The 22602-nt window shown below is 58.8% G+C and carries 18 protein-coding genes; 13 read left to right on the top strand and 5 right to left on the bottom strand.

What is annotated here, in order from left to right; translation table 11 throughout:
* Positions 1–20 precede the first annotated feature (20 nt).
* On the top strand, positions 21–1334 hold the full coding sequence (locus AC1RDQ_RS23820) for an OprD family porin (protein WP_492588299.1): 1314 nt from the start codon (positions 21–23) through the stop codon (positions 1332–1334).
* A gap of 74 nt (positions 1335–1408) precedes the next feature.
* Positions 1409–2818, top strand: coding sequence for an amino acid permease (locus tag AC1RDQ_RS23815; protein WP_057715840.1), 1410 nt, complete (start codon positions 1409–1411; stop codon positions 2816–2818).
* A 71-nt stretch (positions 2819–2889) separates the two neighbouring features.
* Here AC1RDQ_RS23815 and AC1RDQ_RS23810 read toward each other — a convergent pair whose 3' ends face one another.
* Entirely contained in the window at positions 2890–3495 is a 606-nt protein-coding gene (locus tag AC1RDQ_RS23810) for a TetR/AcrR family transcriptional regulator (RefSeq protein ID WP_057715839.1), read from the bottom strand.
* 134 nt (positions 3496–3629) lie between these two features.
* Between AC1RDQ_RS23810 and AC1RDQ_RS23805 the strand changes: the two genes are divergently transcribed.
* Positions 3630–4544, top strand: a complete 915-nt coding sequence (locus AC1RDQ_RS23805) for a DUF808 domain-containing protein (RefSeq protein WP_349735934.1) — start codon at positions 3630–3632, stop codon at positions 4542–4544.
* Positions 4545–4691: 147 nt separating this feature from the next.
* On the opposite strand, the gene AC1RDQ_RS23800 is transcribed toward AC1RDQ_RS23805, so the two are convergent.
* Positions 4692–5480 carry an MlaA family lipoprotein gene (locus tag AC1RDQ_RS23800; RefSeq protein WP_057715837.1) on the bottom strand — a complete coding sequence of 263 codons (789 nt, stop codon included), beginning with the start codon at positions 5478–5480 and terminating at the stop codon, positions 4692–4694.
* Positions 5473–6771, bottom strand: coding sequence for a serine/threonine protein kinase (locus tag AC1RDQ_RS23795; protein WP_057715836.1), 1299 nt, complete (start codon positions 6769–6771; stop codon positions 5473–5475). The genes AC1RDQ_RS23800 and AC1RDQ_RS23795 overlap by 8 nt, the downstream gene beginning before the upstream one ends.
* A 225-nt stretch (positions 6772–6996) precedes the next feature.
* Here AC1RDQ_RS23795 and AC1RDQ_RS23790 point away from each other — a divergent pair, with 225 nt between their 5' ends.
* A complete protein-coding gene (locus AC1RDQ_RS23790; RefSeq protein WP_057715835.1) occupies positions 6997–7365 on the top strand; it encodes a hypothetical protein in 369 nt (122 codons plus the stop codon).
* A gap of 57 nt (positions 7366–7422) precedes the next feature.
* On the opposite strand, the gene AC1RDQ_RS23785 is transcribed toward AC1RDQ_RS23790, so the two are convergent.
* Positions 7423–9018 (bottom strand): glycoside hydrolase family 17 protein, encoded by a 1596-nt coding sequence (locus AC1RDQ_RS23785; RefSeq protein WP_492588297.1) that lies wholly within the window; start codon positions 9016–9018, stop codon positions 7423–7425.
* Between the two features lie 287 nt (positions 9019–9305).
* On the opposite strand from AC1RDQ_RS23785, the gene AC1RDQ_RS23780 reads away from it, so the two are divergent.
* The 3 genes from AC1RDQ_RS23780 (at position 9306) to AC1RDQ_RS23770 (ending at position 12408) form a co-directional block, all read left to right on the top strand.
* On the top strand, positions 9306–10157 hold the full coding sequence (locus tag AC1RDQ_RS23780) for a glycine betaine ABC transporter substrate-binding protein (protein ID WP_057715833.1): 852 nt from the start codon (positions 9306–9308) through the stop codon (positions 10155–10157).
* Positions 10158–10441: 284 nt separating this feature from the next.
* Positions 10442–10753 carry a DUF485 domain-containing protein gene (locus AC1RDQ_RS23775; protein ID WP_057715832.1) on the top strand — a complete coding sequence of 104 codons (312 nt, stop codon included), beginning with the start codon at positions 10442–10444 and terminating at the stop codon, positions 10751–10753.
* The gene (locus AC1RDQ_RS23770; protein ID WP_057715831.1) at positions 10750–12408 is read left to right on the top strand and encodes a cation acetate symporter; all 1659 of its coding nucleotides are present in this window, start codon (positions 10750–10752) and stop codon (positions 12406–12408) included. The genes AC1RDQ_RS23775 and AC1RDQ_RS23770 overlap by 4 nt, the downstream gene beginning before the upstream one ends.
* 866 nt (positions 12409–13274) lie before the next feature.
* Here the strand turns inward: AC1RDQ_RS23770 and gltA are convergent.
* Positions 13275–14564, bottom strand: coding sequence for a citrate synthase (gene gltA / locus AC1RDQ_RS23765; protein ID WP_007977501.1), 1290 nt, complete (start codon positions 14562–14564; stop codon positions 13275–13277).
* A gap of 364 nt (positions 14565–14928) precedes the next feature.
* Here gltA and sdhC point away from each other — a divergent pair, with 364 nt between their 5' ends.
* The 6 genes from sdhC (at position 14929) to odhB (ending at position 22517) form a co-directional block, all read left to right on the top strand.
* The gene (gene sdhC / locus AC1RDQ_RS23760) at positions 14929–15303 is read left to right on the top strand and encodes a succinate dehydrogenase, cytochrome b556 subunit (protein ID WP_057715829.1); all 375 of its coding nucleotides are present in this window, start codon (positions 14929–14931) and stop codon (positions 15301–15303) included.
* The gene (gene sdhD / locus AC1RDQ_RS23755; protein WP_008049683.1) at positions 15297–15665 is read left to right on the top strand and encodes a succinate dehydrogenase, hydrophobic membrane anchor protein; all 369 of its coding nucleotides are present in this window, start codon (positions 15297–15299) and stop codon (positions 15663–15665) included. The genes sdhC and sdhD overlap by 7 nt, the downstream gene beginning before the upstream one ends.
* Before the next feature lie 3 nt (positions 15666–15668).
* Positions 15669–17441 carry a succinate dehydrogenase flavoprotein subunit gene (gene sdhA / locus AC1RDQ_RS23750; RefSeq protein WP_057715828.1) on the top strand — a complete coding sequence of 591 codons (1773 nt, stop codon included), beginning with the start codon at positions 15669–15671 and terminating at the stop codon, positions 17439–17441.
* Positions 17442–17452: 11 nt separating this feature from the next.
* The gene (locus tag AC1RDQ_RS23745) at positions 17453–18157 is read left to right on the top strand and encodes a succinate dehydrogenase iron-sulfur subunit (protein WP_008063297.1); all 705 of its coding nucleotides are present in this window, start codon (positions 17453–17455) and stop codon (positions 18155–18157) included.
* Positions 18158–18410: 253 nt separating this feature from the next.
* Positions 18411–21242: a 2-oxoglutarate dehydrogenase E1 component gene (locus AC1RDQ_RS23740; protein ID WP_090453893.1), complete on the top strand. Its 2832-nt coding sequence runs from the start codon at positions 18411–18413 to the stop codon at positions 21240–21242.
* A gap of 42 nt (positions 21243–21284) precedes the next feature.
* Positions 21285–22517 (top strand): 2-oxoglutarate dehydrogenase complex dihydrolipoyllysine-residue succinyltransferase, encoded by a 1233-nt coding sequence (gene odhB / locus AC1RDQ_RS23735; RefSeq protein WP_492588296.1) that lies wholly within the window; start codon positions 21285–21287, stop codon positions 22515–22517.
* Positions 22518–22602: the final 85 nt, after the last annotated feature.

Here is a 22602-nt window from a genome sequence, read left to right as displayed (position 1 = left end):
AATAATAAGGAGCACGCAGAATGAAACCGTCCCTTTGGCCCGCCTTGCCGCTCGCCATTACCAGCTGTCTCGGCCAAGTGGCCTATGCCGCACCCGACAATGGATTCGTTGAAGACAGCAGCCTGACCCTGACCAATCGCAATTTCTATTTTTACCGAAACAACCTTAACAACCCCGGCGGTCAGAACTATCGGGAGGAATGGGCCCACGGGCTCATGCTCGATTACCGTTCCGGCTATACCCAGGGCACTGTGGGCTTCGGAGTCGACGCCTACGCGCAGTTGGGACTCAAGCTCGACAGCGGCAGGGGCCGTACCGGCACCGGTTTATTGCCGGTCGATTCCGATGGACGCGCCGAGGATGAGTATTCCGAAGCGGGTGGTGCACTCAAGGCGCGGATCTCGAAGACCGAACTCAAATACGGCAACCTGACACCGCTCAACCCGGTGTTCGGCACCGGCTCGGCGCGCCTGTTCACCACCTACGCCAATGGTTTCCAGCTGACCAGCAGCGAGTTGAAAGGACTGCAACTCGATGCCGGGCACTTCACCTCGGGCAATGACAGTGCGTCGACCAACGACGATGGCGCCCTCAAGGCGCTGTATGCCGGGGTGGAAACCCGTAGTGTCGATTATCTGGGCGGCAGCTATGCCCTGAACGATCAGTTGAGCGTCAGCCTGTACGGTTCGCAGTTCGCTGATATCTGGCGGCAGTACTACGCCAATGCCAACTACAGCTATGCCCTGAGCGAAAACCAGTCGCTGAACCTGGATTTCAACCTCTATCGCACCAACGACTCTGGCCAGAGCCTGGCCGGCAAGATCGACAACACCACCTGGTCGCTGGCCGCCGCTTACAAGGTGGGTGCGCACCGCGTGACCCTGGCCTACCAACAGGTCGATGGCGATGAGCCGTTCGATTATCTCGGCTTCGATCAACAGCCGGGCACCTCGATATTCCTTGCCAACTCGGTACAGATCCTCGACTTCAACGCGCCCAATGAACGTTCCTGGCAGCTGCGTTATGACCTGGACATGGCGCCTTTCGGCTTGCCCGGCCTGAGTTTCATGTCGCGCTATGTGAGCGGTGACCATATCGACGACAGCCACTACGACGGCGGCCCCAATGGTGCCTATGGACGTTACGGCAGCGATGGCAAGCGCTGGGAGCGCGACCTTGAAGCGCGCTACGTGGTGCAGGAGGGCAAGGCCAGGGACCTGTCGATACGTGTGCGTCAGGCCAGTGTGCGTTCCACCGGCCAGGTCGCCCGGGCGGACACCACCGACAACAATGAAGTCCGGGTGATCGTCGAGTATCCGCTGAATATCTTCTGATTCGTGGCTGATCCCCAACGGCAATCCCAACGACTTGCTCTCTTCAAGAAAGACAATATTCAGAGGACAGATAAATGACCGATAACACCGGTTTTGAAAACATCTCCAAGCGTGAGCAGGGCCTCAGGCGCCAGCTCACCTCGGGTCAGATGAGCATGATCGCCATTGGCGGCGCGATTGGCACCGGGCTGTTCATGGGCAGTGCCTACGCCATCGGTTATGCCGGGCCCAGCGTGCTGCTCAGCTACGCCATTGGCGCGATCATCACCCTGCTGTTGATGGGCTGTCTGGCGGAAATGACCGTGGCCCATTCGACCTCAGGCTCGTTCGGTGCCTATGCCGAATTCTATGTCAGCCCATTGGCCGGGTTCCTGGTGCGCTATGCCTATTGGGCGGCGATTGTGCTGGCAGTGGGCACGGAAGTGACGGCGGTGGCGATGTACATGAAGTACTGGTTCGCCAACGTGCCTGAATGGATCTGGATTGTTTCGTTCTCGAGCATGCTGATCGTGCTCAATGCCATCAGCGTGAAAACCTTCGGCACCTTCGAGTACTGGTTCTCGACCATCAAGATCGGTGCGATTGTCGGCTTCATCATCCTCGCGGTGTATGTGGTGTACGGTTCCGGCAACCCGGATTACGGCATGCACAACTACACGGCCCACGGCGGCTTCTTTCCCAATGGTCTGCAAGGCATGTGGATTGCGGTGATCGTCTCGATCTTCAGCTATCTGAGCGTGGAAATGATCGCGGTGGCCGCCGGTGAGGCGCAGGACCCGGAGCGGGCGGTGAAGAAGGCCTTTCGCGCGACCATCGTGCGGCTGGTGGTGTTCTACCTGCTGACCCTGGCCCTGATGCTGGCGATTGTGCCGTGGGTCCAGGCCGGTCAAGCGCAGAGCCCGTTCGTCACCGTCATGCAGACCATTGGTATTCCCGGCGCAACCGGCGTGATGAACTTCGTGATCCTGATTGCGGCGTTGTCGGCGATGAACAGTCAGCTCTACATCACCACCCGCATGATGTTCAGCCTGTCCCGCGGCGGTTATGCACCCAAGTCCATGGGGGTGTTGAGCAAGACCGGAATCCCGCTGAATGCCTTGTTGCTGTCGAGCTCCGGCATTGCCCTGGCGACCTTGCTCAACGTGTTGTACCCGGAAAGCTCCTTCACCTTGATGATGGCGATCTCGATGTTCGGCGCGATCTTCACCTGGTTCATGATCTTCCTGACCCACTACTGCTTCCGTCGCTACCACGAGCGCAACGGCGAACGGAAACTGTCCTTCCGCATGCGCCTGTTCCCGTACACCACGCTGTTGGGGCTGCTGCTGATGGGCGCGGTGATGATCACCACCTACTTCACCGATGCATTCAAAATGACCTTGGTATTCGGTGTGCCTTTCCTGCTGATCCTCACGGTTGTCTACTGGATCTTCTTCAGAAAACCCAAGGCAGCCGTGGCGTTGAATCCGCTGCCGAAGGTTTAGAGGGCGCAAACATGCAATCCCGACCGGCAGTTTTCATGGACTGCCGAGTCGGCATTGATCCAGGGCCGCTATCAGTCCGGCTCACACCCTTTGAGCACCAACCGGATAATCGTCTGCGCCGCCGCTTCATAGTCCACGTCATCCAGCTTGGTCTTGCCGGTGATGGCGGTGATTTGCCAGTCGAAGTCGGCGTAGGTCTGGGTCGCGGCCCAGATGCTGAACATCAGGTGGTTGGGATCGATGGGGGCGATTTGCCCGCGGTCGATCCAGGTCTGGATGCACTCGATGTTGTGTTTGGCCTGGCCATTGAGCTGCTCGACCAGATCGCTGCTCAGGTGGGGGGCGCCGTGCATGATTTCGCTGGCGAACACTTTGGAGGCGAAAGGCAGGTCGCGGGAGATGCGGATTTTCGAGCGAATGTAGCCGCTGAGCACTTCACCGGGCTCGCCGTCCGGATTGAACGGTGTCGAGGCCTGCAGGATGGGCTCGATGATGCTTTCCAGAACCTCGCGGTAGAGGTTTTCCTTGGACTTGAAGTAGTAGTAGACGTTGGGCTTTGGCAATCCCGCCTTGGCTGCGATGTCGCTGGTTTTGGTCGCAGCGAAGCCTTTGTCGGCGAATTCCTCACTGGCGGCACGCAGGATCAGTTGTTTGTTGCGCTCGCGGATAGTGCTCATAAACCGGGTGATTCCTTGCCTGTTCTGGCGGTTGCGCATGGTATCACCGGCCTCGCGCGGCGCTCAAGAATGCACCGTAGGCTCTTATGTCGCGCTATGCTGCTGCGCATTCATTGCAGAAGGAAACCTGATTCATGGCAGGAAGCAGTTTGCTGGTGCTGATCGACGACATCGCGACCGTGCTGGATGACGTGTCCTTGATGACCCAAATGGCCGCCAAGAAAACGGCCGGCGTACTCGGTGACGACCTGGCGCTCAATGCTCAGCAAGTCAGTGGCGTGCGTGCCGAACGGGAAATCCCGGTGGTCTGGGCGGTCGCCAAGGGTTCGTTCATCAATAAACTGATCCTGGTGCCGTCGGCGCTGGCGATCAGTGCGTTCATTCCGTGGCTGGTCACACCGCTGTTGATGGTCGGCGGTGCCTATCTGTGCTTTGAAGGGTTTGAGAAGCTCGCCCACAAGTTCCTGCACAGCAAGGCTGAAGATCAGGCTGAACATGCCGAATTGGTCGAAGCTGTGGCAGACCCGGCGGTGGATCTGGTGGCGTTTGAAAAGGACAAGATCAAGGGCGCGATCCGTACCGACTTCATTCTCTCGGCCGAAATCATCGCCATCACCCTCGGCGTCGTCGCCGAGTCGGCGCTGACCCAGCAAGTCGTCGTGCTGTCGGGGATCGCCATCGTCATGACTGTCGGTGTCTACGGGTTGGTAGCGGGTATCGTCAAACTCGATGATCTGGGGCTCTGGCTGACCCAGAAGCCTGGTCAGATGGCCAAGAGCATCGGTGGCGGGATTTTGCGTGCGGCTCCGTACATGATGAAAAGCCTGTCGGTGATCGGCACCGCGGCGATGTTCCTGGTCGGCGGCGGCATCCTGACCCACGGCGTGCCGGTGGTGCATCACTGGATCGAAAGTGTCAGCGCGGGGGCGGGTGGTGCCGGGTTTATCGTACCGACGTTGCTCAATGGGGTAGCGGGGATTGTGGCGGGGGCGTTGGTGTTGGTTGGGGTGATGGCTGCCGGCAAGATCTGGAAAGTCCTGAAAGGCTGAAGCGCGAATAGAGGATTTATCTGCAGTACATAACAACTGTGGGAGCGAGCTTGCTCGCGATGGCGGTGTAACAGTCAACATCAATGTTGAATGTAACGGCCTCATCGCGAGCAAGCTCGCTCCCACAGTGTTTTTTGGGGGGCTTGTTTACTCGGCAACCTGCAACTTACGCGCTTCGGTGTACACGTAACGCACTTTTTCGTACTCGAATGGCGAGTTCATCTGACCATAGCGGAAGCCGGTCTGGTGGCGCTTGTCGATGCCGCGCAGGATCACGACTTCCGGATGGTTGGAGCTGACTTCGGCCACGTTGAGGAAGTTGATCGCATTCTCGGCCGAGTAATCCACCAGCAGGCCGCCGGTGTCACGCAGGTTCGACGGACCGAGGATCGGCAGGACGAAATAAGCGCCGCCCGGCACGCCGTAGAAGCCTAAAGTCTGGCCGAAGTCTTCGCTCTGACGCGGCAGGCCCATGGCGGTGGCCGGGTCCCACAGGCCGGCGATGCCGATGGTGGTGTTGAGCAGCAGTCGCCCGGTGGTTTCCAGTGAGCGCTGGCCCTTGAGTTGCAGCAGGCTGTTCATCAGGTTCGGCACATCGCCGAGGTTGTTGAAGAAGTTGCTGACACCGGTGCGCAGGAAGCTCGGGGTAACGTAGCGGTAACCATTGACCACCGGCAGGAACACCCATTGGTCGAAGCGGTAGTTGAAGTGATAGACGCGCCGGTTCCACTCTTCCAGCGGATCGTAGACGGCCAGCGCGTTGAGCGTCGAACGCTCGAACTCGCGCTGATCCAGGCCCGGGTTGAATTTGAGTTTGCTCAGCGGCTCCTTGAAGCCATCGCTGTCGACGACCACGGGGGCATTGGCTTTGCTGTTGTCGGCATTGGCGACGCCTGCACAGAGTAACGCTGCGAAAAGCAGGAGATATTTAGCCACGGAAAAACTCCAGCATGGCGTCGCTGTTGACGCGGTAGTTAATGTTGCCGCAGTGGCCGCCATACGGGTAAACGGTCAGGCGATCACCGAAGGTCTTGCGCAGGAAGCCCAGGTCGCCAGGACCGAGGATTACGTCATCGGCGTTGTGCATGACCGCGATTTTCGGGCTTTCGTGCAGGTAGTCCTTCAGTGCATACAGGCTCACCTGGTCGATCAGTTGCAGCAGGCTGCCGCCGTCGGTGCGGGCGCGCCACATCGGGATCACTTGTTCGGTGATGTAGCAGTCGAAGTCGCATTGCAGCGCACGCTTGAGGAATGGCGTGAGGCTGGTGCCCTCGGTGATCGGGAACTTGGGTGGGGTGATCAGGCCGCGACGGTTGACCAGGTCCGAAGTGAAGGCGATGTCGGCCGCCGAAAAGCGGAACGAGGTGCCGATCAACATGGCCATCTGCTCGTTGGTCAGGTGCTGCTTGGACTGCTGGAAGTCGTAGAGCAGGGCGTCATTGAGGTCGATGTAGCCCTTCTGCTGGAAGTAGCGGGTGAGCTTGTCCAGTACCAGTTCATAGAATGTGGTGCTGGTGTTGATGCCCTTGACCTCGGTCTGGACCAGCTTGTCGAGGTTGGTGATCGAGGTGTAGAGGTTGACCGGCGGGTTGAGCAGCAGGACTTTCTTGAAGTTGAAGCTGCGGCGGGTTTCGTCCAGGTGAGAGACGAAAGCGGCATCCAGTGCACCCAGGCTGTACCCGGTCAGGTAGTAATCGGTGACCGGCACTTTCGGATTCTGTGCCCGTACGGCCTGCATCACCCGGTACAGATCTTCGGCGTCTTCCTTGGAAACACCCGGCGTGGCGAAGCGTGAGGCGGCACTCATGAAGTCATAGCTGGTGGGCGATGACAACTGCACCACGTGGTAGCCGGCTTTGTAATAGAGCTTTTTCAGGTATTCGTTCAGGGTGCTGTCATAGCGCGCGCCGGTGCCGGCGATCAGGAACATCAGCGGTGCGGCGTGATCCTGTGTGGCAATGCGGTAGTCGAGCGTCTTGACCGCCCAGAAGTTGTTCGGCAATTCGAACGCCCGTTCCGGACGCAAGGTGACACTGCGCACCGTCTGATCGATGTCTTCGTCCAGGGGTAACTCCGGACGCAGGTCCGGCGGTGTGGTCGCGATGGTCGCCTCGAACGGGTTGGTCAGGGGGTAGCCATAGCTGGCGGCGTCAATGTCGGCCGCCAGTGCGGACGCACTCAATATAAGGCCGCCAAACAGGGCAGCGAAGCGCAAGGAACGGAGCATGACTAAATCCCTTAGAGGAAGGTGCCGAATGAATTTCGCAGGCTATGACCACCAGATTTGCGCCAAAGTGCCAACCCTCGGCACCAAACAGGCTTAATTTCGAAGTAATAGTAGCTGGACGATACACTTTGCAGCGATTGAAAGACCAGTTAACAGTTGTTATCGCTTGCGAAACGCTTAAGGGCGATTAAGCTGGCCGCCGCTTTTCGCCAATTGGAGTGTTTCATGTCTCGCCGCTTGCCCGTGATTCTGCTGCTTGTTTTGCTGCCTTTATGGCTGGCCGCCAGTTATGGCGCGCGCTATGGCTTCATGGAGGATGCGCAGTGGGTTGGCATTTGTGTGGATGAAGCGAATCGTTGGGAATGCCTGGTACGTTCGAACCTGGGGCTTATGATTCATTTCGGGGTGTTGGGCTGGGCTGCGCTGGGTGCGGCGATCATCGGCTTTGTCGTGCCGGGGCGGGCAGGCTGGTGGCTGGCGGTGCTGGCGCTGGTGTTCGGTTTTCCGGCACTGGCGTTGTACAACACCACGCTGGCAGTGTTTGCGGTGGTGATTGCGGGGTTGCGGTTGGTCAGGGCTTCTCGCAGCGCTTAAAAGTCCGTCTTCGCGAGCAAGCCCGCTCGCGATGAGCTCAGTCAGGTCGCTAAAGAGTTAAACCTTGCGAACCCGCAAGCAGCGCCACAACGCAGCCACGATCAACACACTCACCAGCGCCCAACCCCCGGCCTGCTGGTTCTGCAAACCTTCACGGTAGAGCTGCGGTGCAATGCCGGCACCGATGATGAAGGTCAGCAGCGCAATCTCGCGGCGCGGCACGTTCACCGGGCGGCACAGATAGACCAGTGCCGGCACGATGAACGCGACACTCGGGAAGCTGCGATAACGCGGATCGAGCACCAGTTCCAGCATCATCACGGCTGCTGCGAAACCTGTCGTTGCAACCAGCCAGCCAGCTCGGCGCTCAAGCAGGTTGAAAGCTCGCCCACGCCAACCGTTGCGAGGGCTCAATGTCAGCGCGGCATGAGCCAGCACCAGCATATTCAGGGCGGTCAGCAATCCGACCCATAGCCATTCACTGGTGAAACGCGTGGTCACCCGTGCCAGGTCGCCCCAGGCGCCAATCGAACACGCAGCCAAGGCACCGAGCAGGGGCAGCACCAGTGCCGACCGCGTCGTGCGGACCCGACCGCCGAGCAGCAAGGTGCCGATGAAGATCAAGCCGCCCACCGCCAGCCACTGCGACCAGTACGGTACGTTTGTCACGGGCCCCGCCAGCACGCCCTTGTCCTGGCGATCGGCGTCGAACAAGCCCCAGTATCCACCGACCGCACCTTCACTGGCGCGTTTCCAGGGCTGGTCGAAGGCTTCGATCAGGTTGTAGTGCCAACCCTGTTGCTCGGCCATGGCGACAAAGCCGCGAATGAACTTGGCTTCGTTGACCCGGCTCGGCAGGGCCGTTTCGCGCTGGCGACCTTCGCTTGGCCAGCCGGTTTCGCCGATCAGCACATCCTTGGGCGCGAATTTGTTGCCGAACACCTGGCGTACATCGGCCACATGCTGCAGGGCTGCGTCGATGTTCGACGGATCATCTTCCCAGTAGGGCAGCAAGTGAATGGTCAGGAAGTCCACGGCGGGGGCAATTTCCGGATGCTTGAGCCAGAACTCCCAGACGTCGGCGTAGGTGACAGGCTGTTTGACCTGGCTCTTGACCTTGTTGATCAGCTTCGCCAATTGTGCGCCAGTGACTTCCTTGCGCAGCAGGGTTTCGTTGCCGACGATCACTGCGCTCACCACATCCGGGTTGGCATTGGCCGAGGCGATCAGCAGGTCGACTTCTTTCTCGGTGTCCACCGGGTTGCTGTTGACCCAGGCACCGATCATCAGCTTCAAGCCATGCTTGCGCGCCAGGTCCGGCAGGGCTTCGAGGCCGGTCATGGAATAGGTGCGGATGCATTCGAAACGGGTCGCCAGCAGCGCGAGGTCGGCGTCCATGCGCTCCGGACGCAATTTGAATGGCTGGTCGAACGGCGATTGATCCTTGTCGAACGGCGTGTAGGAGGCGCATTGCAGCTTGTGCGTCGCGCTGGCGACGTCCGGTAAAGCCACCGGTTTGCCGAGGCCGTACCAGAAGCCACCGAGGGCAAACAGCCCCAGCAGGCAAGCGAATAGATAAGCAGCGAAAGGAAAGCGGGATGTCGCGGACATGGTCAGGCCGTGTGGGAGCAAAGCGGCGCATGTTACCTGCATTTACCGCGTGCTTGGTGGCCTGCATGATTTTGACATGCAAAGTTCGAGCGGATTGGCAGGGGGGGCAGTTGCGCTGAGGATTAATGGCTTTCTGATGTCGTTTCTCGATGGCTTGAGGTCGCTGGCAGAGCAGGTCGCCATGAGCGTCAGGTTGATTATCGCAAGTGTCAGTACTCCGCTGATGTTCGAACGAGTTTGCGGTGGGCGTGATGGGGGCGCTGTGCACCATAACAATACGTTTAAGCGACTCGGCATCCGTCGAGCGCAGCACTTTCGGGGAAGTAACGATGAAGATGCGACGACTCTTGGGCGCAGGTGCGGCTTTGGTGCTGGCGATCAGTTCGGCCGTGGCGAGCGCCGCCGGCAAGGACGTGACGCTCGGTTATGTCGACGGTTGGTCGGACAGTGTCGCCACGACCAACGTGGCGGCTGAAGTGATCAGGCAGAAACTCGGTTATGACGTGAAGCTGCAAGCCGTCGCTACCGGGATCATGTGGCAGGGCGTGGCCACCGGCAAACTCGACGCCATGCTGTCGGCCTGGCTGCCGGTGACCCACGGTGAGTACTGGACGAAGAACAAGGATCAGGTCGTCGACTACGGCCCGAACTTCAAGGACGCGAAAATCGGCCTGATCGTGCCGGAGTACGTCAAGGCCAAGTCCATTGACGACCTCAAGACCGACGACACCTTCAAGAACCGCATCGTCGGCATCGACGCCGGTTCAGGCGTGATGCTCAAGACCGATCAGGCGATCAAGGACTACGACCTGACCGGTTATCAACTCAAGGCCAGTTCCGGCGCCGGCATGATCGCCGAGCTGACCCGTGCCGAGAAGAAAAACGAATCCATCGCGGTCACCGGCTGGGTACCGCACTGGATGTTCGCCAAGTGGAAACTGCGCTTCCTCGAAGACCCGAAAGGCGTGTACGGCGCGGCTGAAACCGTGAACAGCATCGGCAGCAAGGGCCTGGAAGCCAAGGCGCCGGAAGTGGCCAAGTTCCTGAAGAACTTCCAGTGGGAATCCAAGGATGAAATCGGCCAGGTGATGTTGGCGATTCAGGATGGTGCCAAACCTGAAGCCGCGGCGAAGGATTGGATCGCCAAACACCCTGAGCGTGTGGCTGACTGGACCAAATAATTTGAGCTGACGCGTCTGGTCAGCATCTTCCAGGGTCGCTTGGCAAACTTATGCCAAGCGGCCCTTTGCTTTTCTGTAGGAGTGAGCTTGCTCACGATGGGCGTGAACGTTAACGCGTGCTGTCTGAAAAAGTGCGGCGCCTTCAAATTCATCGCGAGCCAGCTCGCTCCTGCAATTGGCGAATACGTCATGGGGTTCTAAGACTAAGGTCGTCTGGAACCTGCCCCGCAGCCGCATAGAGTGGATACCGTTCCAACTAAATCTGTGCTGCGAGGATAAAAACAATGAACGACAGCATTTACCTCTCGATTCAAAACAGCCCGCGCTTCAAGGAGCTGGTTAGCAAGAGGGAACGATTCGCCTGGATTCTTTCGGCGATCATGCTAGGGCTTTACTCCGGATTCATCCTTCTGATTGCCTACGGGCCGCAGGTGCTGGGGGCGAAAATCAGCCCTGAGTCCTCGATTACCTGGGGCATACCGATCGGTATCGGGCTGATCATTTCGGCTTTCATCCTGACCGGTATCTACGTACGACGCGCCAACGGCGAGTTCGACGACCTGAACAATGCGATTCTCAAGGAGGCTCAGCAATGATCCGCCGTCTAATGGCTCTTTTGAGCATCGCAGCTTTCGCACCTGGCGCCTGGGCGGCTGACGCCCTGACCGGTGCCGTGCAGAAGCAGCCGCTTAACGTGTCCGCGATCGTGATGTTTGTCGCCTTCGTCGGTGCCACCCTGTGCATCACCTACTGGGCTTCCAAGCGTAATAATTCGGCAGCCGACTACTACGCCGCTGGCGGCAAGATCACCGGTTTCCAGAACGGCCTGGCGATTGCCGGTGACTACATGTCGGCTGCGTCCTTCCTGGGTATTTCCGCGCTGGTGTTCACCTCTGGCTACGACGGCCTGATCTACTCGATCGGCTTCCTGGTGGGCTGGCCGATCATTCTGTTCCTGATCGCCGAGCGTCTGCGTAACCTGGGCAAATACACCTTTGCCGACGTGGCGTCCTATCGCCTGGGGCAAACCCAGATCCGCTCGCTGTCCGCTTGCGGTTCGCTGGTGGTGGTGGCGTTCTACCTGATCGCGCAAATGGTCGGTGCCGGCAAGCTGATTCAACTGCTGTTCGGTCTCGATTACCACGTTGCGGTGATCCTGGTCGGTATTCTGATGTGCCTTTACGTGTTGTTCGGCGGCATGCTGGCGACCACCTGGGTGCAAATCATCAAGGCTGTCCTGCTGCTGTCCGGCGCTTCCTTCATGGCGCTGATGGTGATGAAGCACGTCAACTTCGACTTCAACATGCTGTTCTCCGAGGCGATCAAGGTCCACCCGAAAGCTGATGCGATCATGAGCCCTGGCGGCCTGGTGAAAGATCCGATCTCGGCGTTCTCCCTCGGTCTGGCGCTGATGTTCGGTACCGCTGGCCTGCCACACATCCTGATGCGCTTCTTCACCGTGAGTGACGCAAAGGAAGCTCGCAAGAGCGTGTTGTACGCAACCGGTTTCATTGGCTACTTCTACATCCTGACCTTCATCATCGGCTTCGGCGCGATCCTGCTGGTCAGCACCAACCCGGCTTTCAAAGACGCTGCTGGCGCCTTGCTGGGCGGTAACAACATGGCGGCGGTGCACCTGGCCAACGCGGTTGGCGGCAGTATCTTCCTGGGCTTCATCTCGGCAGTAGCGTTTGCGACCATTCTGGCAGTGGTTGCCGGCCTGACCCTGGCCGGTGCTTCGGCGGTGTCCCACGACCTGTATGCCAGCGTGATCAAGAAGGGCAAGGCCAACGAGAAGGACGAGATTCGCGTCTCGAAAATCACCACCATCGCGCTGGCGGTGTTGGCGATCGGTCTGGGTATTCTGTTCGAAAGCCAGAACATCGCGTTCATGGTGGGCCTGGCGTTCTCCATCGCAGCGAGCTGTAACTTCCCGGTGCTGTTGCTTTCCATGTACTGGAAAAAGCTGACCACTCGCGGTGCGATGATCGGTGGCTGGATGGGGCTGGTCAGTGCCGTGGGCCTGATGGTGCTTGGTCCGACCATCTGGGTGCAGATCCTGCATCACGAGAAAGCTATCTTCCCGTATGAGTACCCGGCGCTGTTCTCGATGATGATTGCCTTTGTCGGGATCTGGTTCTTCTCGGTTACCGACAAGTCCACTGCGGCTGACAATGAGCGGGCGTTGTTCTTCCCGCAGTTTGTTCGTTCGCAGACTGGCCTGGGTGCAAGTGGTGCTGTTTCGCACTAAGCGTTTGGGTTTGACTGTTTAAGTTGTGTTGAATGGAAATGCCCCGGTCGAGAGATCGGGGCATTTTTTTATGGGCGGTAATCGACCCGTTTTTTTGGATTTGCCCGTTTTACTGTAGGAGCGAGCCTGCTCGCGAAGACTTTGTGTCAGTTGGAGTGTTTTTTGAGGGTGTACATATCCATTCCTTCAGTACGGCCCCTCGCTTAGGCTCGGGGTTCCTTCGCTGCGGTATTCATCCGGGGGCATTGCCCTCCGGTCGGCTTCGCTTCGACCTACATGCAATGAGTTCGACTGCGTCGAACGGCGCTGCGCGCCAATCCCCGGATAAACACCTCCGCTCAGCCTCCCGAGGGGGCGGGTGGATCAAGATCAAGAGCTGCAGGCGAGCTAACGCTCGGCCCTGTAGGAGCGAGCTTGCTCGCGAAAAACGTCTGGACAACACGATCAATCAGGCAGCACGCGTTATTGTTGACGTCCATCGCGAGCAAGCTCGCTCCTACCGCTGTTGCGGTGTACGCCCCCCGTGAGGCCGAGTGCAGGTTCTGCGCAGTGGGCAACCCGGCATGGATGCCGGGTTAGCCGCCCCCGGCCATGGATGGCCGATGGCGGCGGGCCCACGGAGCAGGACCGGAGCGAGGGAATGCCGAGCCTGGGCGAGGCACCGAATGTCAGGGGCAAAAGCGCTTGGTTACTTGGCGCTTTTCCAAGTGACCCGCCGTAAGGGCGGAACCAATAGTGGCCGTAACCGCAGAAACGGATATGTACACCATCAAAAAAAGCGCACAAACAAAAACGGCCTCCTGCTCTTTATATAAAAAGCAGAGGCCGTTCCCGGTACAACTCAACACGCTACAGCAAGACAGATCTTACTTGCGGTCTTCCAGCTTGGTGATGTCACGCGACTCGTAGCCGGTGTACAACTGGCGCGGACGGCCGATCTTGTACGGGCTGGAGAGCATCTCTTTCCAGTGGGAGATCCAGCCGACGGTCCGCGCCAGGGCGAAGATCACGGTGAACATGCTGGTTGGAATGCCGATCGCCTTGAGGATGATCCCCGAGTAGAAGTCGACGTTCGGGTACAGCGAGCGTTCGATGAAGTACGGGTCGGTCAGGGCGATCTCTTCCAGGCGCATGGCCAGTTCGAGTTGCGGATCGTTCTGGATGCCCAGTTCCTTCAATACTTCGTCGCAGGTCTGCTTCATGACCGTGGCGCGCGGGTCGCGGTTTTTGTAAACGCGGTGACCGAAGCCCATCAGTTTGAACGGATCGTTCTTGTCCTTGGCCTTGGCGATGAACTTGTCGATGTTCGAAACATCGCCGATTTCATCGAGCATGGTCAGTACGGCTTCGTTCGCACCGCCGTGGGCAGGGCCCCACAGTGCAGCGATACCGGCGGCGATACAGGCGAACGGGTTGGCGCCCGAAGAACCCGCCAGGCGCACCGTGGACGTCGAGGCGTTCTGCTCGTGGTCGGCATGGAGGATGAAGATCCGGTCCATGGCCTTGGCGAGTACCGGGCTGATCGGTTTGATCTCGCACGGGGTGTTGAACATCATGTGCAGGAAGTTTTCCGCGTACGACAGGTCGTTGCGCGGGTACATCATGGGTTGGCCCATGGAGTACTTGTAAACCATCGCGGCCAGGGTCGGCATCTTGGCAACCAGGCGGATCGCGGAGATTTCGCGATGCTGCGGGTTATTGATGTCCAGGGAGTCGTGGTAGAACGCCGAGAGGGCGCCGACTACGCCGCACATGACGGCCATCGGGTGGGCGTCGCGACGGAAGCCGTTGAAGAAGGTCTTCAGCTGCTCGTGAACCATGGTGTGGTTCTTCACGGTGCTGACGAACTGGGCCTTCTGTTCTGCGGTCGGCAGTTCGCCGTTGAGCAGCAGATAGCAGGTTTCCAGATAGTCCGACTTTTCAGCCAGCTGTTCGATCGGGTAGCCGCGGTGCAGCAGAATGCCGTTGTCGCCGTCGATATAGGTGATCTTCGACTCGCACGAGGCGGTCGACATGAAGCCAGGGTCAAAGGTGAAACGGCCCGTGGCCGTCAGGCCCCGAACATCGATAACATCGGGACCAACGGTGCCGGTTAAAATGGGCAGCTCGACGGGGGCTGCGCCCTCGATGATCAACTGCGCTTTTTTGTCAGCCATGTGGCCTCCTATTTATGCTTGAAATCATCAGACAGACCCCCCACGCAGGGCCCGCACCACTATAGTGAGATAAATTCGAATGTCAATTTGCCTAAAGTCTTGCTCCAGAAGGCTTTAACCGGACTTTTTTCTCGAAATTGGCTGCCATTTACGCCTTTTATGTCAGTTGCGCAATCAGCTGTTTGGGTTAGGTGTTTGCGTTGTCATTAGTAGCCTAACTGTCTATACTCGGCCACCGACCGCCAAGGGCTTTTGGGCTTGCTTTCATTGGGGGTCGCATCCCTGGGTGGTGGTTACCTGACCAGTGCACTCCCCAACAACTTTGCCCTGATTGTTAGGGGCTCTTCAGTGTGAAAAAAAAGCCGTGAAAAGCCAACGACCTGTAAACCTAGACCTAAGGACCATCAAACTCCCAGTCACTGCTTACACGTCCATCCTTCACCGAATCTCCGGTGTCATCCTCTTCGTGTGCCTTGCCATCATGCTTTACGCATTGGACAAGTCGCTGAGCTCCGAGGAAGGCTTCGGTCAGGTGAAAGCGTGTCTGACCAGTCCGCTAGCCAAGCTAGTGACATGGGGCATCCTGTCCGCTCTGCTTTATCACCTGGTAGCCGGTGTGCGCCATTTGATGATGGACATGGGCATCGGTGAGACGCTGGAAGGCGGCAAGCTGGGCTCGAAAATCGTTATCGCCGTTTCCGTGGTGGTAATCGTTCTGGCAGGAGTTTGGATATGGTAACTAACGTCACGAACCTGTCGCGTTCGGGCCTCTATGACTGGATGGCGCAACGTGTGTCTGCGGTCGTTCTCGCGGCTTACTTCATCTTCCTGATCGGATACATCGTGGCCAACCCTGGCCTCGAGTACGCCCAGTGGCATGAACTGTTCGCCCATAACGGAATGCGTATTTTCAGCCTCCTGGCCCTTGTTGCCCTCGGCGCTCACGCCTGGGTCGGCATGTGGACCATCGCGACCGACTACCTGACGCCAATGGCGTTCGGCAAGTCCGCGACCGCTATACGTTTCCTTTTCCAGGCAGTCTGCGGCGTTGCGATGTTCGCTTACTTCGTCTGGGGCGTGCAGATTCTCTGGGGTATCTGAGTCATGGCTAACATTCCAACGATTTCTTTCGACGCCATCATTATTGGTGGTGGCGGTGCCGGCATGCGCGCAGCGCTGCAACTGGCACAGGGCGGTCACAAGACTGCCGTGATCACCAAGGTTTTCCCGACCCGTTCGCACACTGTATCCGCCCAGGGCGGCATCACCTGCGCGATCGCGTCCGCTGACCCGAACGATGACTGGCGCTGGCACATGTACGATACCGTCAAGGGTTCCGACTACATCGGTGACCAGGACGCTATCGAATACATGTGTCAGGAAGGCCCGGCTGCCGTTTACGAGCTGGACCACATGGGTATGCCATTCTCGCGTACCGAGCAAGGTCGTATCTACCAGCGTCCATTCGGCGGTCAGTCCAAGGACTACGGTAAAGGCGGCCAGGCTGCGCGTACTTGCGCTGCGTCCGACCGTACCGGTCACGCTCTGCTGCACACCCTTTATCAGGGCAACCTGAAAGCCGGTACCGTGTTCCTGAACGAGTACTACGCTGTCGATCTGGTGAAGAACGGCGAAGGCGAGTTCGTCGGCGTGATCGCCATCTGCATCGAAACCGGCGAAACCACCTACATCCGCGCCAAGGCCACCGTACTGGCCACCGGCGGTGCAGGTCGTATCTACGCTTCGACCACCAACGCCCTGATCAACACCGGTGACGGCGTTGGCATGGCGCTGCGTGCTGGCGTACCGGTACAAGACATCGAAATGTGGCAGTTCCACCCGACCGGTATCGCCGGCGCTGGTGTACTGGTTACAGAAGGTTGCCGTGGTGAAGGTGGATACCTGATCAACAAGCACGGCGAGCGTTTCATGGAGCGTTATGCTCCGAACGCCAAAGACCTTGCCGGTCGTGACGTTGTTGCCCGTTCGATGGTTAAAGAGATCATCGCCGGCAACGGTTGCGGTCCGAACGGCGACCACGTGATGCTCAAGCTCGACCACCTGGGCGAAGAAGTGTTGCACAGCCGTCTGCCAGGCATCTGCGAACTGTCGAAGACTTTTGCGCACGTTGACCCGGTTGTTGCTCCGGTTCCGGTTGTTCCGACCTGCCACTATATGATGGGCGGCGTTGCCACCAACATTCATGGTCAGGCAATCACCCAGAACGCCGAAGGCGTGGACGAGATCATTCCTGGTCTGTTCGCTGTAGGTGAAGTGGCTTGCGTATCGGTTCACGGTGCCAACCGTCTGGGCGGCAACTCGCTGCTCGACCTGGTGGTATTCGGCCGTGCTGCCGGCCTGCACCTGGAAAAGGCGCTGACCGACGGTATCGAATACGACGAGGCCACCGACGCCGACATCCAGGCTGCCCTGGCGCGCCTGTCCGCCCTGAACGAGCGTACCGAAGGCGAAGACGTGGCAACCCTGCGTCGCGAGCTGCAAAACTGCATGCAGAACTACTTCGGTGTATTCCGTACCGGCGAATACATGCAGAAGGGTATTGCCCAGCTGGCTGACCTGCGCAAGCGCATCGCCAACGTGAAGATCAACGATAAGTCGCAGGCGTTCAACACTGCACGTATCGAAGCTCTGGAACTGCAGAACCTGCTGGAAGTGGCCGAAGCCACCGCCATCGCTGCAGAAGTACGTAAAGAGTCCCGTGGTGCTCACGCCCGTGAAGACTTCGAAGATCGTGACGACGAAAACTGGCTGTGCCACACCCTTTACTTCCCGGGTGACAAGCGCGTGACCAAGCGTGCCGTGAACTTCTCGCCGAAGACTGTTCCGACTTTTGAACCTAAGATTCGGACTTATTAAGGGTGGCCGCCATGTTGCAAGTCAGCGTTTATCGTTACAACCCTGATCAGGACGCCGCGCCGTTCATGCAGGAATTCCAGGTTGATACCGGTGGTAAAGACCTGATGGTGCTGGACGTGCTGGCCCTGATCAAAGAGCAGGACGAGGGTTTCTCCTATCGTCGCTCTTGCCGTGAAGGTGTTTGCGGTTCCGACGGCATGAACATCAACGGCAAAAACGGCCTGGCGTGCGTCACGCCGCTGTCTGCTGTCGTAAAAGGTAACAAGTTGATCGTTCGTCCTCTGCCAGGTTTGCCGGTTATCCGTGACCTGGTCGTCGATATGAGCATCTTCTACAAGCAATACGAAAAGGTTAAGCCATACCTGCAGAACGACACGCCGGCTCCGGCCATCGAGCGCCTGCAGTCCCCTGAAGAACGTGAAAAGCTGGACGGTCTGTACGAGTGCATCCTGTGCGCTTGCTGCTCGACTTCCTGCCCGTCCTTCTGGTGGAACCCGGACAAGTTCCTGGGTCCAGCTGCCCTGCTGCAAGCGTACCGCTTCCTGGCAGACAGCCGTGACACCAAGACGTCCGAGCGCCTGGCTTCGCTGGATGACCCGTTCAGCGTATTCCGCTGCCGCGGGATCATGAACTGCGTCAACGTATGTCCGAAAGGCCTGAACCCGACTAAGGCCATCGGTCACATCCGTAACATGTTGCTCTCAAGCGGCGTGTGATTCAGCTGCTGTACCCGCTGTACCCGTAGATGCTACGGCGCAGGCTTCAACCGGCGCCGTAGTTTTAACCTGAGCAGCAGCTTAAAAGGCTGCGGCTCTTATTTTGAAGAAATGAGACAAGCAGGGGCATCCGGGCTGGTACCCGGACTATCAGTGTGATCCTAGTGGCTTGTTTTGGTCGCTGCATTCGGACTTCTGCAAGTTTGCTCGGTGTCGACATCGATGGTGTTCCCCTAACCGAGGGTGACCAAGCATGCAAGAAAGCGTGATGCAGCGCATGTGGAACAGCGCCTACCTATCCGGTAGTAACGCTGCCTATGTGGAAGAGCTTTACGAGCTCTACCTGCACGACCCTAACGCTGTGCCAGAAGAGTGGCGCACCTACTTCCAGAAGTTGCCTGCTGACGGCAACTCTGCCACCGATGTTTCGCACTCCACAATTCGCGATCATTTCGTCTTGCTGGCAAAGAACCAGCGCCGCGCCCAACCGGTTTCCGCCGGCAGCGTGAGCAGTGAGCACGAGAAGAAGCAAGTTGAAGTGCTGCGATTGATCCAGGCCTACCGTATGCGTGGCCACCAGGCAGCCCAGCTTGACCCGCTGGGGCTGTGGCAGCGTCCTGCACCTGCAGACCTGTCGATCAATCATTACGGCTTGACCAATGCCGATCTTGATACGACCTTCCGTGCCGGCGACCTGTTCATCGGCAAAGAGGAAGCGAGCCTACGCGAAATTCACGAAGCGTTGCAGCAGACATATTGCCGCACCATCGGCGCTGAATTCACGCACATCACCGATTCCGAGCAGCGCCAGTGGTTCCAGCAGCGTCTGGAAAGCGTGCGCGGTCGTCCGACGTACTCCGCCGACATCAAGAGCCACCTGCTCGAGCGCGTGACCGCCGGCGAAGGCCTGGAAAAATACCTGGGCACCAAATACCCGGGTACCAAGCGTTTCGGTCTGGAAGGCGGCGAAAGCCTGATTCCGATGCTCGACGAGCTGATCCAGCGTTCCGGTTCCTACGGCACCAAGGAAATCGTCATTGGCATGGCCCACCGTGGCCGTCTGAACGTGCTGGTCAACACCTTCGGCAAGAACCCGCGCGAGCTGTTCGACGAGTTCGAAGGCAAGAAGAAGGTCGAGCTGGGTTCCGGTGACGTGAAATACCACCAGGGCTTCTCGTCCAACGTGATGACCACCGGCGGTGAAGTTCACCTGGCCATGGCGTTCAACCCGTCCCACCTGGAAATCGTTTCCCCGGTGGTCGAGGGTTCGGTTCGCGCCCGTCAGGATCGTCGCAACGACCCGACCGGTGAGAAGGTTCTGCCGATCTCCATCCACGGTGACGCTGCATTCGCAGGTCAAGGCGTGGTCATGGAAACCTTCCAGATGTCGCAGACCCGCGGTTTCAAGACCGGCGGTACCGTGCACATCGTGATCAACAACCAGGTCGGTTTCACCATCAGCAACCCGCTGGACTCGCGTTCCACCGAGTACGCGACCGACGTTGCGAAAATGATCCAGGCGCCGATCCTCCATGTGAATGGTGATGATCCGGAAGCCGTATTGTTCGTGACCCAGCTGGCCATCGACTACCGCATGCAGTTCAAGCGTGACGTGGTGATCGACCTGGTCTGCTACCGTCGTCGCGGCCACAACGAGGCCGACGAGCCAAGCGGCACCCAGCCTCTGATGTATCAGCAGATCACCAAGCAGCGCACCACCCGTGAGCTGTATGCCGATCGTCTGACTCAGGCCGGTGTGCTGGATGCTGAGCGTGTCAAGGCGAAAGTCGACGAGTACCGCAACGCGCTGGACAACGGCCTGCACGTAGTGAAAAGCCTGGTCAAAGAGCCGAACAAAGAGTTGTTCGTGGACTGGCGTCCGTATCTGGGCCACGCCTGGACCGCGCGTCACGACACTCGCTTCGACCTCAAGACCTTGCAGGAACTGTCCGCCAAGCTGCTGGAAATCCCGGAAGGCTTCGTGGTTCAGCGCCAGGTTGCCAAGATCTACGAAGACCGCCAGAAGATGCAAGCCGGCGGCCTGCCGATCAACTGGGGTTACGCCGAAACCATGGCGTACGCGACCCTGGCGTTCGAAGGTCACCCGATTCGCATGACTGGCCAGGACATCGGCCGCGGCACGTTCTCGCACCGCCATGCTGTCCTGCACAACCAGAAGGACGCGGGCACCTACATCCCGCTGCAGAACCTGTACGACGGTCAGCCACGCTTCGACCTGTACGACTCGTTCCTGTCCGAAGAAGCGGTATTGGCGTTCGAGTACGGTTACTCGACCACCACGCCGAATGCCCTGGTTATCTGGGAAGCCCAGTTCGGCGACTTCGCCAACGGCGCCCAGGTAGTTATCGACCAGTTCATCACCAGTGGCGAGCACAAGTGGGGCCGCCTGTGCGGTCTGACCATGCTGCTGCCGCACGGTTATGAAGGTCAGGGTCCGGAGCACTCCTCGGCTCGTCTGGAGCGTTACCTGCAGTTGTGCGCCGAGCACAACATTCAGGTGTGCATGCCGACGACGCCGGCTCAGATCTACCACTTGCTGCGCCGTCAGGTGATCCGCCCGCTGCGCAAGCCACTGGTAGTCCTGACTCCGAAGTCGCTGTTGCGCCACAAGCTGGCCATCTCGACGCTGGAAGATCTGGCCGAAGGTTCGTTCCAGACCGTTATCCCGGAAATCGATGCCCAAGACCCGAAAAAGGTCGAGCGCGTTGTTCTGTGTAGCGGCAAGGTCTACTACGACCTGCTGGAAAAACGCCGTGCCGAAGGTCGTGACGACATCGCTGTCGTGCGTATCGAGCAGCTGTACCCATTCCCTGAGGACGACTTGAAAGAAGTCCTGGCTCCTTATACCAACGTCAAGCATGCCGTCTGGTGTCAGGAAGAGCCGATGAACCAGGGTGCGTGGTACTGCAGCCAACACCACATGCGTCGCAGCATCAGCAACCTCAACAAGTCTCTCGTACTCGAGTACGCGGGCCGTGAGGCTTCTGCTGCACCTGCATGCGGTTACGCATCGATGCACGCCGAACAGCAGGAACAACTGCTGCAAGACGCCTTTACTGTTTAACGCCTTCGCGCACCTGAAACCGAATTTAAGGAACCACAGACAATGGCTATCGAGATCAAAGCCCCCACTTTCCCGGAATCGGTTGCCGATGGCACCGTTGCCACCTGGCACAAACAACCGGGCGACGCGGTCAAGCGCGACGAACTGATCGTCGACATCGAAACCGACAAAGTCGTGCTGGAAGTGCTGGCTACCGCTGACGGCGTGCTGGGCGCTATCGTCAAGAACGAAGGCGAAACCGTTCTGTCCGACGAAGTTCTGGGCTCCATCGTTGAAGGCGGCGCTGCTGCTGCCGCTCCGGCTGCCGCTCCGGCTGCCGCTGCTGCTCCGGCCGCTGCTGCCGCTGCTCCAGCTGCCGGCGTTGACGAAGACGCTATCGCGGCTCCAGCTGCTCGCAAGCTGGCCGAAGAAAACGGCATCAACCTGGCTTCCGTCAAAGGCACCGGCAAAGATGGTCGTGTAACCAAGGAAGACGTGGTTGCCGCTGTCGAAGCCAAGAAAGCCGCTCCGGCTGCCGCGCCTGCCAAGGCTGCTGCACCTGCCGCCGCCGCTCCGGTATTCGCTGCAGGCGATCGCATCGAGAAGCGCGTACCGATGACCCGCGTACGTGCCACCGTGGCCAAGCGTCTGGTTGAAGCTCAATCGAACATGGCGATGCTGACCACCTTCAACGAAGTCGACATGACCGAAGTCATGGCGCTGCGTTCGAAGTACAAGGACCTGTTCGAGAAGTCCCACAACGGCGTGCGCCTGGGCTTCATGTCGTTCTTCGTGAAAGCAGCCACCGAAGCGTTGAAACGCTTCCCGGCTGTCAACGCGTCGATCGATGGCGGCGACATCGTTTACCACGGCTACGCTGACGTCGGCGTTGCAGTTTCCAGCGATCGCGGCCTGGTTGTACCGGTTCTGCGTAACGCCGAACTGATGAGCCTGGCTGAAATCGAAGGCGGCATCGCCACCTTCGGCAAGAAAGCCCGCGACGGCAAACTGTCGATGGACGAAATGACCGGTGGTACTTTTACCATCACCAACGGTGGTACTTTCGGTTCGATGATGTCGACCCCGATCGTCAACCCGCCACAAGCAGCCATCCTGGGCATGCACAACATCATCCAGCGTCCGATGGCCATCAACGGCCAGGTCGTTATCCGTCCGATGATGTATCTGGCACTGTCCTACGATCACCGTCTGATCGATGGCAAAGAAGCTGTGACCTTCCTGGTGACCATCAAGAACCTGCTGGAAGATCCGGCTCGTCTGTTGCTGGATATCTGATAGAAGCAGCCATGAGCTGCAAGCCCGGGCTGTCGGAAAACCCGCAGCCTGGCTTGCCGCTCGCGGCTTGAAGCTTTTCGCTAAA

Source organism: Pseudomonas sp. GW823-FHT02E01, from assembly GCF_058797535.1.
Note: the sequence above shows the minus strand (reverse complement) of the source record. Positions and strands in the feature narration are given on the sequence as shown.